At 41.4% G+C, this 14,818-nt stretch carries 10 protein-coding genes and 7 pseudogenes; 2 read left to right on the top strand and 15 right to left on the bottom strand.

Translation table 11 applies throughout. The features are described from left to right. Nucleotides 1–16 precede the first annotated feature (16 nt). From lpdA to truA, 5 genes and pseudogenes are all read right to left on the bottom strand, one after another. Nucleotides 17–1,406 (bottom strand): annotated as a pseudogene (gene lpdA, locus ACSLFW_RS16530) (dihydrolipoyl dehydrogenase). A gap of 156 nt (nt 1,407–1,562) precedes the next feature. Further along, complete coding sequence (locus ACSLFW_RS16525) at nt 1,563–2,213, bottom strand: DUF2238 domain-containing protein (RefSeq protein WP_436556667.1); 651 nt, start codon at nt 2,211–2,213, stop codon at nt 1,563–1,565. Nucleotides 2,214–2,215: 2 nt separating this feature from the next. Continuing rightward, nucleotides 2,216–3,043, bottom strand: coding sequence for an ABC transporter ATP-binding protein (locus ACSLFW_RS16520; protein ID WP_436557480.1), 828 nt, complete (start codon nt 3,041–3,043; stop codon nt 2,216–2,218). 51 nt (nt 3,044–3,094) lie between these two features. Next, nucleotides 3,095–3,883 (bottom strand): annotated as a pseudogene (locus ACSLFW_RS16515) (ABC transporter ATP-binding protein); the annotation flags it as partial. Nucleotides 3,884–4,028: 145 nt separating this feature from the next. Beyond that, a pseudogene (gene truA, locus ACSLFW_RS16510) lies at nt 4,029–4,771 on the bottom strand (tRNA pseudouridine(38-40) synthase TruA). A 142-nt stretch (nt 4,772–4,913) separates the two neighbouring features. On the opposite strand from truA, the gene ACSLFW_RS16505 reads away from it, so the two are divergent. Then, nucleotides 4,914–5,411 carry a metallophosphoesterase family protein gene (locus ACSLFW_RS16505; protein ID WP_436556666.1) on the top strand — a complete coding sequence of 166 codons (498 nt, stop codon included), beginning with the start codon at nt 4,914–4,916 and terminating at the stop codon, nt 5,409–5,411. Nucleotides 5,412–5,611: 200 nt separating this feature from the next. Here ACSLFW_RS16505 and ACSLFW_RS16500 read toward each other — a convergent pair whose 3' ends face one another. Further along, the gene (locus ACSLFW_RS16500) at nt 5,612–6,025 is read right to left on the bottom strand and encodes a DUF4293 domain-containing protein (protein WP_436556665.1); all 414 of its coding nucleotides are present in this window, start codon (nt 6,023–6,025) and stop codon (nt 5,612–5,614) included. A 175-nt stretch (nt 6,026–6,200) separates the two neighbouring features. Here ACSLFW_RS16500 and rho point away from each other — a divergent pair, with 175 nt between their 5' ends. Further along, nucleotides 6,201–8,030: a transcription termination factor Rho gene (rho, locus tag ACSLFW_RS16495; protein WP_436556664.1), complete on the top strand. Its 1,830-nt coding sequence runs from the start codon at nt 6,201–6,203 to the stop codon at nt 8,028–8,030. 101 nt (nt 8,031–8,131) lie between these two features. Here the strand turns inward: rho and ACSLFW_RS16490 are convergent, their stop codons facing one another. The 9 genes and pseudogenes from ACSLFW_RS16490 to ACSLFW_RS16450 form a co-directional block, all read right to left on the bottom strand. Beyond that, a complete protein-coding gene (locus ACSLFW_RS16490) occupies nt 8,132–9,208 on the bottom strand; it encodes an endonuclease (protein WP_436556663.1) in 1,077 nt (358 codons plus the stop codon). A 130-nt stretch (nt 9,209–9,338) separates the two neighbouring features. After that, nucleotides 9,339–9,509, bottom strand: a complete 171-nt coding sequence (locus tag ACSLFW_RS16485; RefSeq protein WP_436557479.1) for a T9SS type A sorting domain-containing protein — start codon at nt 9,507–9,509, stop codon at nt 9,339–9,341. A 177-nt stretch (nt 9,510–9,686) separates the two neighbouring features. Then, nucleotides 9,687–10,070 (bottom strand): annotated as a pseudogene (locus ACSLFW_RS16480) (endonuclease); the annotation flags it as partial. Beyond that, nucleotides 10,034–10,411: an endonuclease gene (locus ACSLFW_RS16475; protein ID WP_436556662.1), complete on the bottom strand. Its 378-nt coding sequence runs from the start codon at nt 10,409–10,411 to the stop codon at nt 10,034–10,036. The gene ACSLFW_RS16475 and the pseudogene ACSLFW_RS16480, both read right to left, overlap by 37 nt. A gap of 5 nt (nt 10,412–10,416) precedes the next feature. Beyond that, nucleotides 10,417–11,626 (bottom strand): annotated as a pseudogene (locus ACSLFW_RS16470) (RsmB/NOP family class I SAM-dependent RNA methyltransferase). A gap of 128 nt (nt 11,627–11,754) precedes the next feature. Next, entirely contained in the window at nt 11,755–12,282 is a 528-nt protein-coding gene (locus tag ACSLFW_RS16465) for a KdsC family phosphatase (RefSeq protein WP_436556661.1), read from the bottom strand. Next, nucleotides 12,266–13,026: pseudogene (locus ACSLFW_RS16460) on the bottom strand (Rossmann-like and DUF2520 domain-containing protein). The gene ACSLFW_RS16465 and the pseudogene ACSLFW_RS16460 overlap by 17 nt, the downstream one beginning before the upstream one ends. Before the next feature lie 186 nt (nt 13,027–13,212). Then, on the bottom strand, nt 13,213–13,608 hold the full coding sequence (locus tag ACSLFW_RS16455) for an OsmC family protein (protein ID WP_436556660.1): 396 nt from the start codon (nt 13,606–13,608) through the stop codon (nt 13,213–13,215). A gap of 167 nt (nt 13,609–13,775) precedes the next feature. After that, nucleotides 13,776–14,643 (bottom strand): annotated as a pseudogene (locus tag ACSLFW_RS16450) (pirin family protein). Between the last annotated feature and the right edge of the window lie 175 nt (nt 14,644–14,818).

The following is a 14,818-nucleotide window of genomic DNA, read 5'->3' as shown; positions in this document are numbered from 1 at the left end:
AATACATTACTTATATCTATAGGTGAATCACCTCGCCATAAGCATCAGCTACAGCTTCCATCACTGCCTCGCTCATCGTAGGGTGCGGGTGGATAGATTTAAGTATTTCGTGTCCTGTGGTTTCTAATTTTCTTCCAACAACCGCTTCTGCAATCATGTCGGTAACGCCGGCGCCAATCATGTGGCAGCCAAGCCATTCGCCATATTTGGCATCGAAGATTACTTTTACGAATCCGTCAGGAGTTCCTGCAGCTTTAGCTTTTCCGGAATGCGGTGAACGGGAATTTTCCGATTTTTAATTCATACCCTTTTTCTTTCGCCTGTTTTTCAGTCATCCCGACTGATGCGATTTCCGGAGTGGCATAGGTACAACCCGGAACGTTGCCGTAGTCAATCGGGTCTACGTGAAGACCTGCAATTTTTTCCACGCAAGTGATGCCTTCCGCGGAAGCGACGTGTGCCAAAGCCTGACCGGGAACAACATCTCCAATGGCATAATAACCCGGAACGTTGGTCTGGTACCATGAATTCACTAAAATTTTATCTCTGTCAGTAGCAATACCCACTTCTTCCAAACCGATATTTTCGATGTTCGATTTGATTCCGACTGCAGAAAGTACGATATCGGCTTCTAAAACTTCTTCACCTTTAGCCGTTTTTACAGTTGCTTTTACGCCTGAACCTGAAGTATCCAATTTTTCTACAGAAGAATTCGTCATGATTTTGATGCCCGCCTTTTTCAAAGAACGCTCGAATTGTTTCGAAATATCTTCGTCTTCAACCGGAACAACATTCGGCATGAATTCAACGATGGTTACATCAGTTCCCATAGAATTATAGAAATGCGCGAACTCAACGCCAATCGCACCTGAACCAACAACAATCATCGATTTTGGCTGCTCAGGAAGTGTCATCGCCTGACGGTATCCGATTACCTTTTTACCATCTTGCGGCAAATTCGGCAATTCTCGCGAACGCGCGCCGGTTGCGATAATAATATGGTCAGCTGAATATTCTGTTACTTTATTGTCTTTATCAGTCACATCGACTTTTTTGCCCGGCTTGATTTTTCCGGCACCGTCGATAACATCGATCTTATTTTTCTTCATCAGGAATTGCACACCTTTGCTCATGCCGTCGGCAACATTTCTTGAACGCTGTACGACTGCGCTGAAATCTTTGTCGAATTCCTTGATTGTTAATCCGTAATCTGAAGCATGTTTCAGGTAATCAAAAACCTGCGCCGATTTCAACAGCGCCTTTGTCGGGATACAACCCCAGTTAAGGCAGATGCCGCCAAGGTTTTCCTTTTCGATAATGGCTACTTTAAAGCCCAATTGTGAAGCACGGATGGCGGTTACATAACCTCCGGGACCACTTCCTAAAACAATGATATCGTATTTCATTTTATAAAATTTTAGAGTTCAGATTTTAGATTTCAGATTGCCAAAATCTGTTTTATTTTGCGTTAGCGAAATTAATGAATTATGTCGAAAGTCGAAAGTCAAAAGCCGAAAGTTTAGCGTTATCGTCGACTTGTCATTTGTAATATTTTTTTATGTCTATTGTACTTCGTTAATATTTCCGATTTTTTTGATGAGCGAAACGATTGTCGTCGCGATGATGGCACCTGAAAATGCGAGTGCGATGTCTTTCTGCGCGTCCCAGATATCGCCTTGGAGTCCGAGGTAGGCGTCGCCTTGTGCTTTGAAAAATACATCGGCAACGGCCGATTCAATCAATTCATAAAACGCACTGATGGACAATGTGATTTCAATTGGTAATGTCCACGCGACCCAAGCCGGAAACTTCAGCCATTTGAGGAACATTTCGCGCATCGGATAAGCCAATAAAAATCCGAAACTGAAATGCACGATGCGGTCGTAATGGTTTCTTTTGAGGTCAAGCGCATCTTTTAGCCAGTAACCAAAAGGGTTTTCGGCATAAGTGTATTTCGAGCCATACACGTGAAGGCACAAATAAATGCAAATCAGCAAATAACTCAGGTCGCTGAATTTGTATTTTTTATAAGTCGAAAACAAGAATCCGAGGAAAATAAAAACCAATGTATTTTCAAGCAGCCAGTTGGAAGAATCAGTATTGCCTACATACGAATTAATCCAGTTGATCAGGAAGAAAACCATAAAGCCAATCAGCCAGTAATTTTTCTTAAAATCAGTACGCTCTTTTGAAATTGCGATTGTAAATGCCATATCTATATTTTGGTTTCGGCTAAAAATTGTGAGTCGTAAAGCTTTTTATAATAGCCCTCGGTTTTATTGAGCAGTTCGAAATGGCTGCCTTCTTCTACAATTAATCCTTTGTCCATTACAATGATTTTGTCAGCTTTTACGATGGTAGCTAAACGGTGCGCAATGACAATTGACGTGCGGCCTTTCGTAATGGTTTCAGTAGCTTTCTGGATCAATTCTTCAGAATAAGTATCAATCGAAGAAGTCGCTTCGTCTAAAATCAAAATACTCGGATTGCTCACATAAGCGCGCAAAAACGCAATCAGTTGCCGTTGCCCTGACGAGAGCATCGCGCCGCGTTCCTTTACATTGTAATGAAATCCGCCCGGAAGGCTCATGATGAAATCGCGCACACCAATCTTATCCGCGGCAGCATAAACCTGCGCTTCAGTAATCGCCGGATTGTGAAGTGTAATATTGTTGTAAATCGTATCGGCAAAAAGAAAAACATCCTGCAAAACCACGGCAATCTGCATGCGCAAAGAATCAAGCGAATATTCTTGGATGTTCTGCCCGTCGATGCAAATCGCACCGCCATTGATTTCGTAAAAGCGATTCAGCAGATTGATGATGGTGGATTTTCCTGCTCCTGTCGCGCCTACGATGGCAACGGTTTCGCCGGGTTTTCCCTGGAATGAAATGCCTTTGATGACTTCTTCGTCCGGATTATAACCGAAATGCACGTTCTGGAATTCTATTTTTCCTACAAATTCAGGCGCTGCGATGGTGCCTTTGTCCTGAATCTGGTCTTCGGTATCGAGTACGTCAAAAACGCGGTTCGCGGCAATCATACCCATTTGCATTTCATTGAATTTATCTGCGATTTGCCTCAGCGGATTGAAAAGCATTCCGATAAACATTGTATAAGTGAATAAATCGCCAAACGTCGTTTCGGTATTTCCATTTAAGATTTGCATCCCGCCGACCCAGACGACACAAGCCAGTGTAAGCGACGAAATGATATCGGCGATAGGGAAGAAGATGGAGTTATACAGAATTGTCTTGATCCACGCGTTGCGGTGACGGTCGTTGATGACGCTGAATTTTTTGGCTTCGATTTTTTCGCGGGTAAATAACTGTACGATTTTCATTCCGGTGACGCGTTCCTGCACGAAAGTGTTGAGGTTGGAGACTTCGGTACGCACCATTTCGAAAGTGAGCTGCATTTTCTTTTGGAAAATCCTTGTAAAGAATACCAGCAGGCATCGCCACCATGACAATCCACGACAAATGCCAGTTCATGCAGAACATAAAAACGAGCACGGCAATCATTTTCATCAAATCGCTGACAATCATAAAAAGCCCTGGCTGAATATTCCTGCAATCGATTGGATGTCAGAAACCGTACGTGTCACCAATTGCCCGACCGGCGCATTATCGAAATATTTCATCCGGAACGTTAGGATGTGGCGGAACAATTTGTTGCGGATGTCTTTGATGATGTCCTGCCCGAGCCAGTTCGCCCAAAAGACAAAATAGAATTGTGAAAGCACTTCTAACAGCAAAACGCCAGCCATTAAAAGAATGTAATACAAAAGCCCCTGCTGGTCGTGCGATTTAATGTAGCCATCGACAGTCTGCTTCAGTAAATACGGCCGCAACGCCGAAAAAACCGACAGCGCAACCGCCATAATGATGACGCCGTTGAACATGCGCTTGTATGGTTTTGTGTAAACCATGATGCGTTTGAAAACTTTGGTGTCGAATGCTTTTGCTTTCATTTATAGGTATAAGGTGAAGAGTTCACGGTGCAGGGTCGCTACAGACTGAAATCTGCTATCTGTTTTTTAAATATTCGTAATCAATTTCCGTTAAAAAAAGCCCGTATGCGGGGACTGAAAACCGGCTTCTCTTCTGTCTTTGCTGGCGATGATGGTTTTTAAATCGTCTGTTGTGATTTTTCCGAGGCCGATATTTACTAATGTCCCGACGATGGCACGAACCATATTTCGTAGAAACCTGTCAGCGGAAATGGTGAAAATCAATTTATCATTTTCATGTTTCCAGAAAGCTTCGGTGATTTTACAATTGAATGTATTCACATCGGTGTTGACTTTTGAAAAACATTCGAAATCGGTGAAATCGAGCAGCATTGCAGCAGCTTTGTTCATTGCACCAACATCGAGTGGTAATGTATAATGCCACGCCAATTCAGATGAAAATACATCTTTTTTGCGTGAAATATGGTATTCGTAAGTGCGTTTTGTTGCGTCGAAGCGGGCATGAGCGTCGTCGTGCACGGCAATAATATCAACAACAGCGATATCTTTCGGTAAATACGAATTGAGTTTGTGCACTACAACCGGAATGTCGTTGATTTCATCTGAATCGAAATGCGCATACATTTTTTTCGCATGGACTCCGGTATCAGTGCGTCCGGCACCCATCAGTTCAATTGGATTTCCGAGCATTGTCGATAGTGCTTTGGTTAGCGTTTCCTGCACGGTGACGGCGTTGGGCTGCGATTGCCAGCCGTGATAATTGGTGCCGTTATAGGAAAATTGAATGAAGTAGCGCAAGGTTAAAAGTAGCAAGGTTACAAAGTAGCAAAGTTACAAAGTTTTTGGGTGTTGGTCTGAAATTATCAAAATTAAAAATGAATTATAGCTGTCCTGATTAGAAACTCTGAAACTTTGTAACTTTGAAACTTTAAAACTCTGAATGAAGAAAATCCTTCTGCTTTCCGATACGCACAGTTATATTGACGAAACGATTTTAAAATATGTCGCGCAGGCCGATGAGGTCTGGCATGCCGGCGATATTGGCGATTTGATTGTTACCGATACGATTAAGAAATTGAAACCGTTGCGTGCGGTTTTTGGCAATATTGATGATGATAAGGCGCGGATGGAATTTCCGTTGCATAACCGTTTTAAGTGTGAAGATGTTGATGTGTGGATTACGCATATCGGCGGTTATCCCGGGAAATACAACCAGAATATCAGGAGCGATTTGTTTTTGAATCCGCCGAATCTGTTCATTTGCGGGCATTCGCATATTTTGAAAGTGATGTTTGACAAGCAGCATAATTTTTTGCATATGAATCCGGGCGCTTGTGGGATTCATGGGTTTCATAATGTGCGGACGATGCTGCGGTTTGTGGTGGATGGGGAGAAGATTCGGGATTTGGAGATTGTGGAAATTGAGAAGAAGAATTAGATAATGAGAAAATTAGCGAATTAGCGAATGCCTTGTTTGCGCGTAATGTATTGTCTATATTGACTCCTCAGTTTTCACATGATGTTTATGCTCAAACTTGGCATTCGCTAATTATCACATTCGCTAATCCGCTAATTAACAAAAAAAGCCCGGACGTTAATCCAGGCTTTCCTTCGCACTAATAAACTAAGTTTATAGGTTTATCTCAAACGGTCTACAGATTTTACGAGATCTTCATCCTTCTTGATGGCTTTATTGGCAAGGGCCAAGAAAACGATAGCAACAATCGGGAGGAACATTCCAATACCTTTCTCAGCAACGGCGGGCGTCGCTCCAGATAAATTTAGTGAACGGTAAACAAATAATCCTAATAAAATTAAATTCAATATGATGTTCAGTCTGCCTAAAACAAACTGATGCTGTCTCTTTTTGTATGAAAAAATACTCAATAATGACAAAGTTGTGCTTAAGCCGAAGAGCGTTACATAAACCATGTCCATCATGAAATAAAAATCCTTGTTGCCTTCGAGCGTCCACAACGGGAAAACAAACGGCAAAACCATTGTCGCCACAAGCGCGAGCACAAGATAAACAGTTTGGATTCTCTGGATCATTTCGGTAAATTTTCAGCACAAAAATATATTTTCTTTTTAATAAATACTATTGCAACATCAAATTTTATTTGTATCATTGCAATACAAAACCGTAAGTACTTCATCTACGGACTATTCATTTGCGAAAAAATTCACACCCCCTTTACTTTTCAACAATTAAATTCAAATAACATTCATGTTTGAAATTTCTGCATTAAAAGAAATGAAGCTTACCGAGCTTCAGGAAATTGCCAAATTGGCCAAAACAATAAAATTTGCCGGCGTTAAAAAAGAGCATCTGATCAATATGATTTTGGAACAACAAGCTGCTGCTGCCGGTGCTTCAGATAATAATTCTGCGCCATCAGATGCTGACGAAAAACCGAAAAGAGCGCGTATCTCTGCTGATAAATCCCCGAAAATCACTAAAAACGATAAAAAAGGAATTTTTAAAGCTGATAATGAAATTCAGACTGTAGCTTCGGCTACATTATTCGATGAAAATCCTGTAACTGAAGCGCCAAAAGTTGAGGTTACTACAGAAAATGCAACTCCAAGAGAAGAAAGAAAAGTAATCAAATTCAAAAAATCCGATTACGAGAATAAGATCAACAAGGCTAAGAATAAAATTGTTCCGGCCAGCGCACAAAATGCAGCGCAATCTTCTGAAGAAAATACGCCTACTGAGAATACGACTGTTTCGGCAGAAAATGAAAATGTTGCTGAAGAAGTTCAGGAACCTAAAATCAATCCGAATCAAAAACAACAAAATCAAAAGCAGCACCAAAACCAACAGCGTGAAGCCAACGGTAATGCTAATAACAACAACGGAAACAATGTTCCGAATGGCAACCAGAATCCTAATTTCAATAAAAATAAGAAGAATAATTTCCGCGATGCAGATTTTGAATTCGACGGCATAATTGAAAGCGAAGGCGTTTTAGAAATGATGCCTGACGGTTACGGATTCTTGCGTTCTTCCGATTATAATTATTTAGCATCTCCGGATGATATTTATTTGTCAACTTCACAAATTCGTCTGTTCGGACTAAAAACCGGCGATACTGTAAAAGGTGTTGTGCGCCCACCAAAAGAAGGAGAGAAATTTTTTCCTCTGGTACGCGTTTTAAAAATTAACGGACATGACCCGCAAGTCGTACGCGACAGGGTTTCTTTTGAGCACCTGACGCCGATTTTCCCACAGGAAAAATTCAAGATTGCAGAAAAAGGAAGTTCGATTTCTACACGAATAATCGATTTATTTTCGCCAATCGGAAAAGGGCAGAGGGGCATGATTGTCGCCCAGCCGAAAACCGGTAAGACGATGCTTTTGAAAGACATCGCCAATGCAATTGCGGCGAATCACCCTGAAGTCTATCTTTTGGTTTTACTGATTGACGAACGTCCGGAAGAAGTAACCGATATGCAAAGAAGTGTTCGTGGTGAAGTAATCGCTTCGACTTTCGACCGTGAGCCGCAGGAACACGTGAAAATTGCGAATATCGTTCTTGAAAAAGCGAAAAGACTTGTTGAATGCGGGCATGACGTCGTAATTTTACTTGATTCAATCACACGTCTCGCGAGAGCTTATAACACGGTTCAACCTGCTTCAGGAAAAGTATTAAGTGGAGGTGTAGACGCGAATGCTTTACAAAAACCAAAACGTTTTTTCGGTGCTGCAAGGAATGTTGAAAATGGCGGTTCACTGAGTATCATCGCAACTGCGTTGACAGAAACTGGTTCTAAAATGGACGAGGTTATTTTTGAGGAATTCAAAGGAACGGGTAATATGGAATTACAGCTCGACCGTAAAATCGCCAATAAGCGCATATTTCCGGCAATTGATCTGACGTCTTCGAGCACGCGTCGGGATGATTTACTTTTAGACCAGAATATCATCCAAAGAATGTGGATCATGCGCAAATATCTGGCAGATATGAATCCGGTTGAAGCAATGGATTTCATCAACGACAGGTTTAAAAAAACCAGGAATAATGAAGAGTTTTTGATTTCGATGAATGACTAATAAAGTGTCAAGTTCAATTTCAAATTTCAATATCAAATAAAAAGTCCCGTGATGAGCGGGACTTTTTATTTTAATGTAATTAAGATTTTTTACTTCAGAAATTAATTCACGATTACTTTCTTAACTGTAGATTGCGTTCCTGAAGTCATTTTCAAAATATAAAACCCGTTTGGAAGATTTTCAAGCGTATAAGTATTATTTTGTAATACTGGTTTTTTGATTTGCTGAATCAATTGCCCGTTGATATTGACAAGATTGATTTCGTCAAGCGTAACTTCTGTTTGTATGTTTATTTTATGGTCGTTTGACGGATTCGGATAAACCGCAACATTGTCAAGCAATTGTAAATCTTCGGTAGACAAAAATGCTATGTTTGGCCAACGGTTTTCCGCTGCCGGACCACCCCAAATCAAAGTTGCCAGATACGGATTGTCAATGAACGGGTTTCTGTTCCCTTGACCGTAGGTATTATTGGCATTGCCTAAATAAGTATTCCTCGCGTCTTCGAAAGCAGATACCGGGTCTTCAGCATTCCATTGCAAAAGCAGGTCGATCATGTTGGGATCGGTCGCATTAATTGTTCCGACTGCAACGTTTTTAGGAAGACAACGCGTGTTATAACGCAAATACATATACATCATCATCCTTGCGATATCGCCTTTCCACTGGTCACCCGGATACCAGTTCGCACCGGTCGTACCTGAGTTTCCTGTTCCGGAAGCAAATTTTCTGCTGCCGCGTGAACCATTCCTCTGTACGTCTGAAGCACGCAAGTGATGTGCATCTGAACAGGCCCAGCTCGTACCAAGATCCGGCGTTCCAAGGGATTTCGCATAAGTATGCTCTCTGTTCCATTCGCCGCTGCCACCGCCATTACTGTTTTTTGGCCTTGAAATGTCGTTGGTCACATCGCCATCAGTGCCATTTTCCCAACCATAAACTAATAATACGTTATTGGAATTGGCAGGATCTTTATCGATAATTTTGTCGGCATCCCAGATATCATCATAACTGAGCGTATGCGTATGCGTTGTTGTAATTTTTGTAGCCAGTGCAGCTTTTAAAGCCGTGCTGTTTTGCGCCCAGTTGAAACCATTGTAATAAGCTGCCGGATCTCCGAACTGAGCCAATAAAAGTGACACTTGTAAGAGCGCCGCAAATAGAAATATTTTTTTCATTGTAGTTTTTTAGGACGGCAAATGTATATTGTTTTTTTTGATTTTTCAGAATTTTAACTTATGAAAATCAATTTGTTATAAAAAAAGCGCCTCTTGTTGAAGCGCTTTTTTGTAAGAATATGAAATTGAATTAATTTACAAGCAATTTCTTTGTAATCGTTTGATTATCAGAAGTGAGTTTCAGAAAATAAAATCCTTGCGCAAGACTTTCAACTGTATATGTATTATTTTGTGACACAGGCTTCATAATTCGTTGAACGATTTGTCCGTTGATATTGACGAGGTCGATTTCATCAAGCACCACATCGCTCTGAATATTGACACGGCTGTCGTTTGTCGGATTTGGAAAAACGCTGGCATTCGTCAAGGCAGTATAAGTCGGTGTTGAAAGTGCTGCACCCCATATCGCCAACACATATTCAGGATGGTCAATAAATGGATTTCTGTTGCCCTGCACTGCATAAATCGCATTGTTTCTGGCAATTTCCTTTGCACTCACAGGATCAGCAAGATGCCATGCATAGAGCATATCGAGCGACCATTGCTCAAATACTTTTGTATTAGTGCCATCAAGAAACGCAGCACCATTGGAGTTGTTATTCTCCCAGGTTGCAATCACATCCTGATAGCAGGTTGCCATGTAAAAATAATTTCTGGCGACATCACCTTTATAATCATCAGCTGGTTCAAAAACCGTCATCGAAAGGCTGCCCGAAGCAATGTTGTTTCCAAGTTTTGCACCGTTTGAGGAAGTGTATGTTGCGTTTCCGACGATTCCGTAAGCATAATTTCCTCTTATACCATTTACCTTTTTATCCGTAGGCATCACGTGAAATGCATCAGAATACATTGGCGTAGCGTTATTAAACCAGCTTTTCGGGAAAGTGTGCTCTTTGTTGAAGAACTCACATTCACTTGTTCCGCCGGAACCCTGGTCTGATTACCGTTTGCGCCTGTTCCAAAATTGAAATCGCAGTTAGAATAAATATCCCAGACTTTTCCGTTGGCTTTTGCATCCGATGACGGATACAAGTTCCATAATCCGGGAGAATAAGAAATTGCGGTATGTGTGTGGATTTTTGTATACAATTGCGTTTTCAGTACGTAACCCGTTCCGGTTGCAGTGTTGTAATAACCTGCAGGAATTTGCGCAAAACCAAAAATCGAAACCAGTAAAAGCAGTAAAGTGTATTTTGTTTTCATAGTATTTATTTTCGTTCCAGTAAAGCCATATAAAATCCGTCAAAACCAGATTCTGACGCCAGGATTTTCGAATCTTTTACAAAGGTAAAGTTTTTCCCATTTTCAGTAGTTAAGAAATGCTTAACTTGTTCCTGATTCTCAGAAGGCAATACTGAACAGGTGGCATAAACAAGCTTTCCGCCGGGTTTTACAATCCTTGAATAACTTTCGAGCACTTCAGCTTGTACTTTTCGGATGTTGTCGATAAATTCAGGCTGCAGTTTCCACTTCGCATCCGGATTCCTTTTCAAAACGCCCAATCCGCTGCAAGGCGCATCAATTAAGACACGGTCGGCTTTTTCCTGTAATTTTTTGATGACTTTCGTCGAATCGATAATCTTATATTCGATGTTGAAGGCGCCGTTTCTTTTGGCACGTAATTTCAACTGCTTCAATTTGCTTTCGTACAAATCCATCGCAATTAACTGGCCTTTGTTTTCCATTAATGAAGCCAGATGCAAAGTTTTTCCGCCCGCACCGGCGCACGTATCAACAACGCGCATTCCGGGTTTTACGTCAAGGAAAGCAGCAACTAATTGAGAATTTGCGTCCTGGACTTCGAATAATCCTTCTTTAAAAGCGTCGGTTAAGAATACATTTGCCCTTTCTTTCAAAACCAAAGCATCAGGCTGGTCTTTCAAAAATTCTGTTTCAATGTTCAGATCCATCAAAATGGCGCGCAGTTTTTCTTTGTCGTTTTCAGCGTATTGACGCGCAAGATCACTTTTGCCGGTTGGTTTTGCGCATTGATCTCTTTAGTCCACACAGCTTCACCGAGTTCTTTTACGCCGAGTTCATCCATCCAATCAGGAATCGATTCTTTCATCGTGCGGATTTTTGACAATTCGTCAAAACGCCCTTTGATTTTACGTTCCGGCGTACCTTCCAATTGTCTCCAATCCGGAATCGGGTAGCCGCGCAAAACGGCCCAAACAGCAAAAATCCGCCATAAATCGTCGCGGTCAAACGGTTCTTTTACAGAAGCGATTTCTGAATATAATCTTTTCCAGCGTACGATCTCATAAATGGTTTCGGCCACAAATTTGCGGTCATGGCTGCCCCAGCGCTTGTCTTTTTTAGTGCCCGCGCCACCACTTTATCGGCATATTCTCCTTCATTAAATATCGCGTGCAGCGAGTCTATTGTGGTGTAGACTAAATTTCTGTGTAATCTCATTTTTTATTTTTGTGGGTGCAAAGGTAGTTCTAAAAAGTCGAAAGTTGAAAGTCAAAAGTCAAAAGTCTGGAAATCAACCAAAATTTCTTTCATCCTGGACTTTCAGCTTTCGACTTTTCATTTTCGACTCAATCATGTTTTCCATTAAAATAAGTATTCCACTTACCCTGAACTTTCATCACCTGCTCAATCACATCGCGAACAGCACCTTTTCCGCCATTTTTATGCGAAATGTAAGTCGAAATCGACTTGATTTCGGGGCTTGAATCCTGCGGACAACTTGGCAGACCAACGAGTTGCATTACATGATAATCGGGAATATCGTCGCCCATGTACAGCACTTGCCCGGCTTTAATGCCATATACATCAATATATTCCTTGAAAGTATCAACTTTATTTGGGCAACTCAGATGAATGTCTGTAATTCCGAGATTCCTAAGTCTGATGCGCACGCCCTCACTGCTTCCGCCCGAAATGATGCACACATTATAACCGCTTTCAACGGCGGCTTTCATTGCAAATCCGTCGCGGATGTTCATCGTTCGCAACATTTCCCCGGTTTGCGTTATATGCACGGTACTGTCGGTCAATACGCCATCAACATCAAAGATGAACGTCGTGATGTCGTTCATGATTTCTTTATAACTTTTTGCCATTTTCCTGTATGGATTGGGTTAATAACTGGTAGATATTTTGCAGATTTTCATCGGTCAGAAAATCCAAATGTGCCTCAATTGTCTTACTATCATTTCGTTTTGCGGGCAGGTTTGCGCTTCTGAAGGCGAAAGCGTCATGACTTTTCCGGCAGTTTCTGCAATCAATGGTTTCAATATATCGAATGGAACCTGCTTTTCAAAACAAATCTGATCGCCGATTTCATACAAATGATTGACGAAATTATTGACAAAAACAGCTGCAACATGCAGTGATTTCCGTTGAACGGAATTTATTGTAAAAACTTTCTCAGAAATAGCTTTCGCAACTGTATCAAGCGTGATATAATCATAGCCAAATTCTGTTTCAAGACAAATCGGGATTTCTGAAAAATCAATTTCCTTACCTTTTGTAAATGTCTGCAAAGGATAAAAGACGCCACGCCTGTTATTTTCGTTCATTCCGTCAAGCGGAAAACTTCCCGATGTATGCGCGACGAGCCGGTTTTTAAAAGGCAATTGCGCCGCCACTTCCGCTACGGCATTATCAGAAACAGCAAGGATATACAAATCGGCTTCAGCCAGATCTTCAAAACTGTTCGTGATTTTTTCGTAATCGGGCAGGGCAGGAATGCTTTGCTTTTTCCGCGAATATACCTGTACGATTTCAATCGCATTGCTTTTCGCGAAAGCGCCGATAAGATGCTGCGCGACATTTCCCGAACCGATGATGGTTACTTTTATCATGGCGCAAAAATACGGAATTAGATAATGAGATAATTAGCGAATCAGATAATTAGCGAATGAAAACTTCCGGTGAGCACTGGATTCTTCTGAAAAAATTAACAATAGCAGAGAACATAAGCTTTAGTGCGAAAAATTCCAGACGTCAAATCACCGTTATTTCTAACAATTTATACATTTTCTAATTAACTAATCTTTAAGATGCGTTACGATTTCAATTGGTTTTTGCAGGATGCGATGGATTGGGCAGTTGTGGGCGATTTCGAGTAATCGTTTCCTTTGAACTTCATCGAGTTCGCCAAAAATACGGATGTTCATGGTGATATTGGAGAGATTTTCGCGTGGTTCATTTTCAAAATTCACTTCAATCATCGCTTCTGCCAAATCCCACTTTTTGCGGTCGGCATACATCTTTAAAGTGATGGCGGTGCATGAGGCTAATGATGATGCTAGCAATTCTGACGGAGTAAAGCCAAGATTCTGCCCGCCCATATCATGCGGCTCGTCTGAGATTATCGATTTGGAGCCGGATTTTATTTCGGTCTTGTAATTGTCTTTTTGTATCGAAGCGAGTACGGTTATCATAGTTTTTAGTATTTGGTAGTCAGTATTCAGATTGCAGGTAGCAGATTGCAGACAGCAGATACGGAAAAAGATCAGGTAGTAGATTTCAGAATCTAGCAATCAGTTAATTAGCATTTTTTGTTGAGCGAAATATAAAGACTGCTATCTGAAATCTGCTGTCTGAAATCTTATCCGGGCAATGGCACGAATTCCGTTTCTCCCGGAACTTTCGGAAAAGCCTGTGAAATCCATCGTTGCTTGGCGTCTTCAATCAATTCGGACGAAGAAGCGACGAAATTCCAGTAAATGAGCCGTTCTTCCGCGAAAGCGTCGCCACCAAAAATATAAACGGTCGTGTTGGCTTTCATTGTAAAACTGCACAATTTGCTGTCGGTCGCAATCAGGATTTGCTTTGGGTCATAAGTATTTCCTTCGCTTTCAATACTGCCTTCGAGGATATAAAGCGCACTTTCACCAAATAAATCACCGCCTAAATTTACGGTTTGCTCAGCGGTAGTCTTAAGTTCAATAAAATAAAGCGGACTGTAAACCGGAACCGGAGATTTTTTTCCAAATGCTTCTCCGGCAATCAGCTTATAATGTACGCCGTCCTTTTCCCAATGCGGAATTTCATCTTCATCGGCATGATAAAAGAGGGCTCCATTTGTTCAAGATGTTTAGGCAAAGCAACCCAAATCTGCAATCCGTGCAGCGATTTTTCTGTGTGGCGCAGGTATTGAGGCGTCCGTTCAGAATGCACGATGCCATTTCCGGAAGTCATCCAATTGACTTGCCCGGGTTTGATTTCGACTTCGCTGCCAAGGCTGTCTTTGTGCATGATGCTGCCATCAAAAAGATAAGTGAGCGTCGACAATCCGATATGGGGATGTGGCGGCACATCGAAATTCTGTTCAGCAGGCAGAGTTGCAGGCCCATATGATCAATGAAAGCAAATGGCCCGACCATTCTTTTCTGGCGGAATGGCAATAATCTCCCGACCATAAAATTCCCGACAATGTTTGGCCTTTCTTCTATGATGAGTTGTATATTGGACATGATTTTTTGTTTTAAAGATACGAAGAAAGTCGAAAGTCCAAAGTCGAAAGTCTAAAGTCGGGTGGAAAGTTCACATAAAGCTGTAAACTTTCGACTTTCGACTTTCGACTTTAGACTCTTTTTCCTTACTTTTGCGACAGTTTTTTTCAAACAAAATTCCGCTCTGATGGATAAC

The sequence above is a fragment of the Flavobacterium sp. 3HN19-14 genome (genome assembly GCF_051373205.1).
Taxonomy (GTDB): Bacteria; Bacteroidota; Bacteroidia; order Flavobacteriales; family Flavobacteriaceae; genus Flavobacterium.
This window is presented reverse-complemented; position numbering and strand designations above follow the sequence as displayed.

Bases quoted from the DNA above. Each gene is read 5' to 3' on its own strand.
- ACSLFW_RS16525 (WP_436556667.1), bottom strand. From the start codon at position 2,213: ATGGCATTTACAATCGCAATTTCAAAAGAGCGTACTGATTTTAAGAAA.
- ACSLFW_RS16520 (WP_436557480.1), bottom strand. From the start codon at position 3,043: ATGATTGCCGCGAACCGCGTTTTTGACGTACTCGATACCGAAGACCAG.
- ACSLFW_RS16505 (WP_436556666.1), top strand. From the start codon at position 4,914: ATGAAGAAAATCCTTCTGCTTTCCGATACGCACAGTTATATTGACGAA.
- ACSLFW_RS16500 (WP_436556665.1), bottom strand. From the start codon at position 6,025: ATGATCCAGAGAATCCAAACTGTTTATCTTGTGCTCGCGCTTGTGGCG.
- rho (WP_436556664.1), top strand. From the start codon at position 6,201: ATGTTTGAAATTTCTGCATTAAAAGAAATGAAGCTTACCGAGCTTCAG.
- ACSLFW_RS16490 (WP_436556663.1), bottom strand. From the start codon at position 9,208: ATGAAAAAAATATTTCTATTTGCGGCGCTCTTACAAGTGTCACTTTTA.
- ACSLFW_RS16475 (WP_436556662.1), bottom strand. From the start codon at position 10,411: ATGAAAACAAAATACACTTTACTGCTTTTACTGGTTTCGATTTTTGGT.
- ACSLFW_RS16465 (WP_436556661.1), bottom strand. From the start codon at position 12,282: ATGGCAAAAAGTTATAAAGAAATCATGAACGACATCACGACGTTCATC.
- ACSLFW_RS16455 (WP_436556660.1), bottom strand. From the start codon at position 13,608: ATGATAACCGTACTCGCTTCGATACAAAAAGACAATTACAAGACCGAA.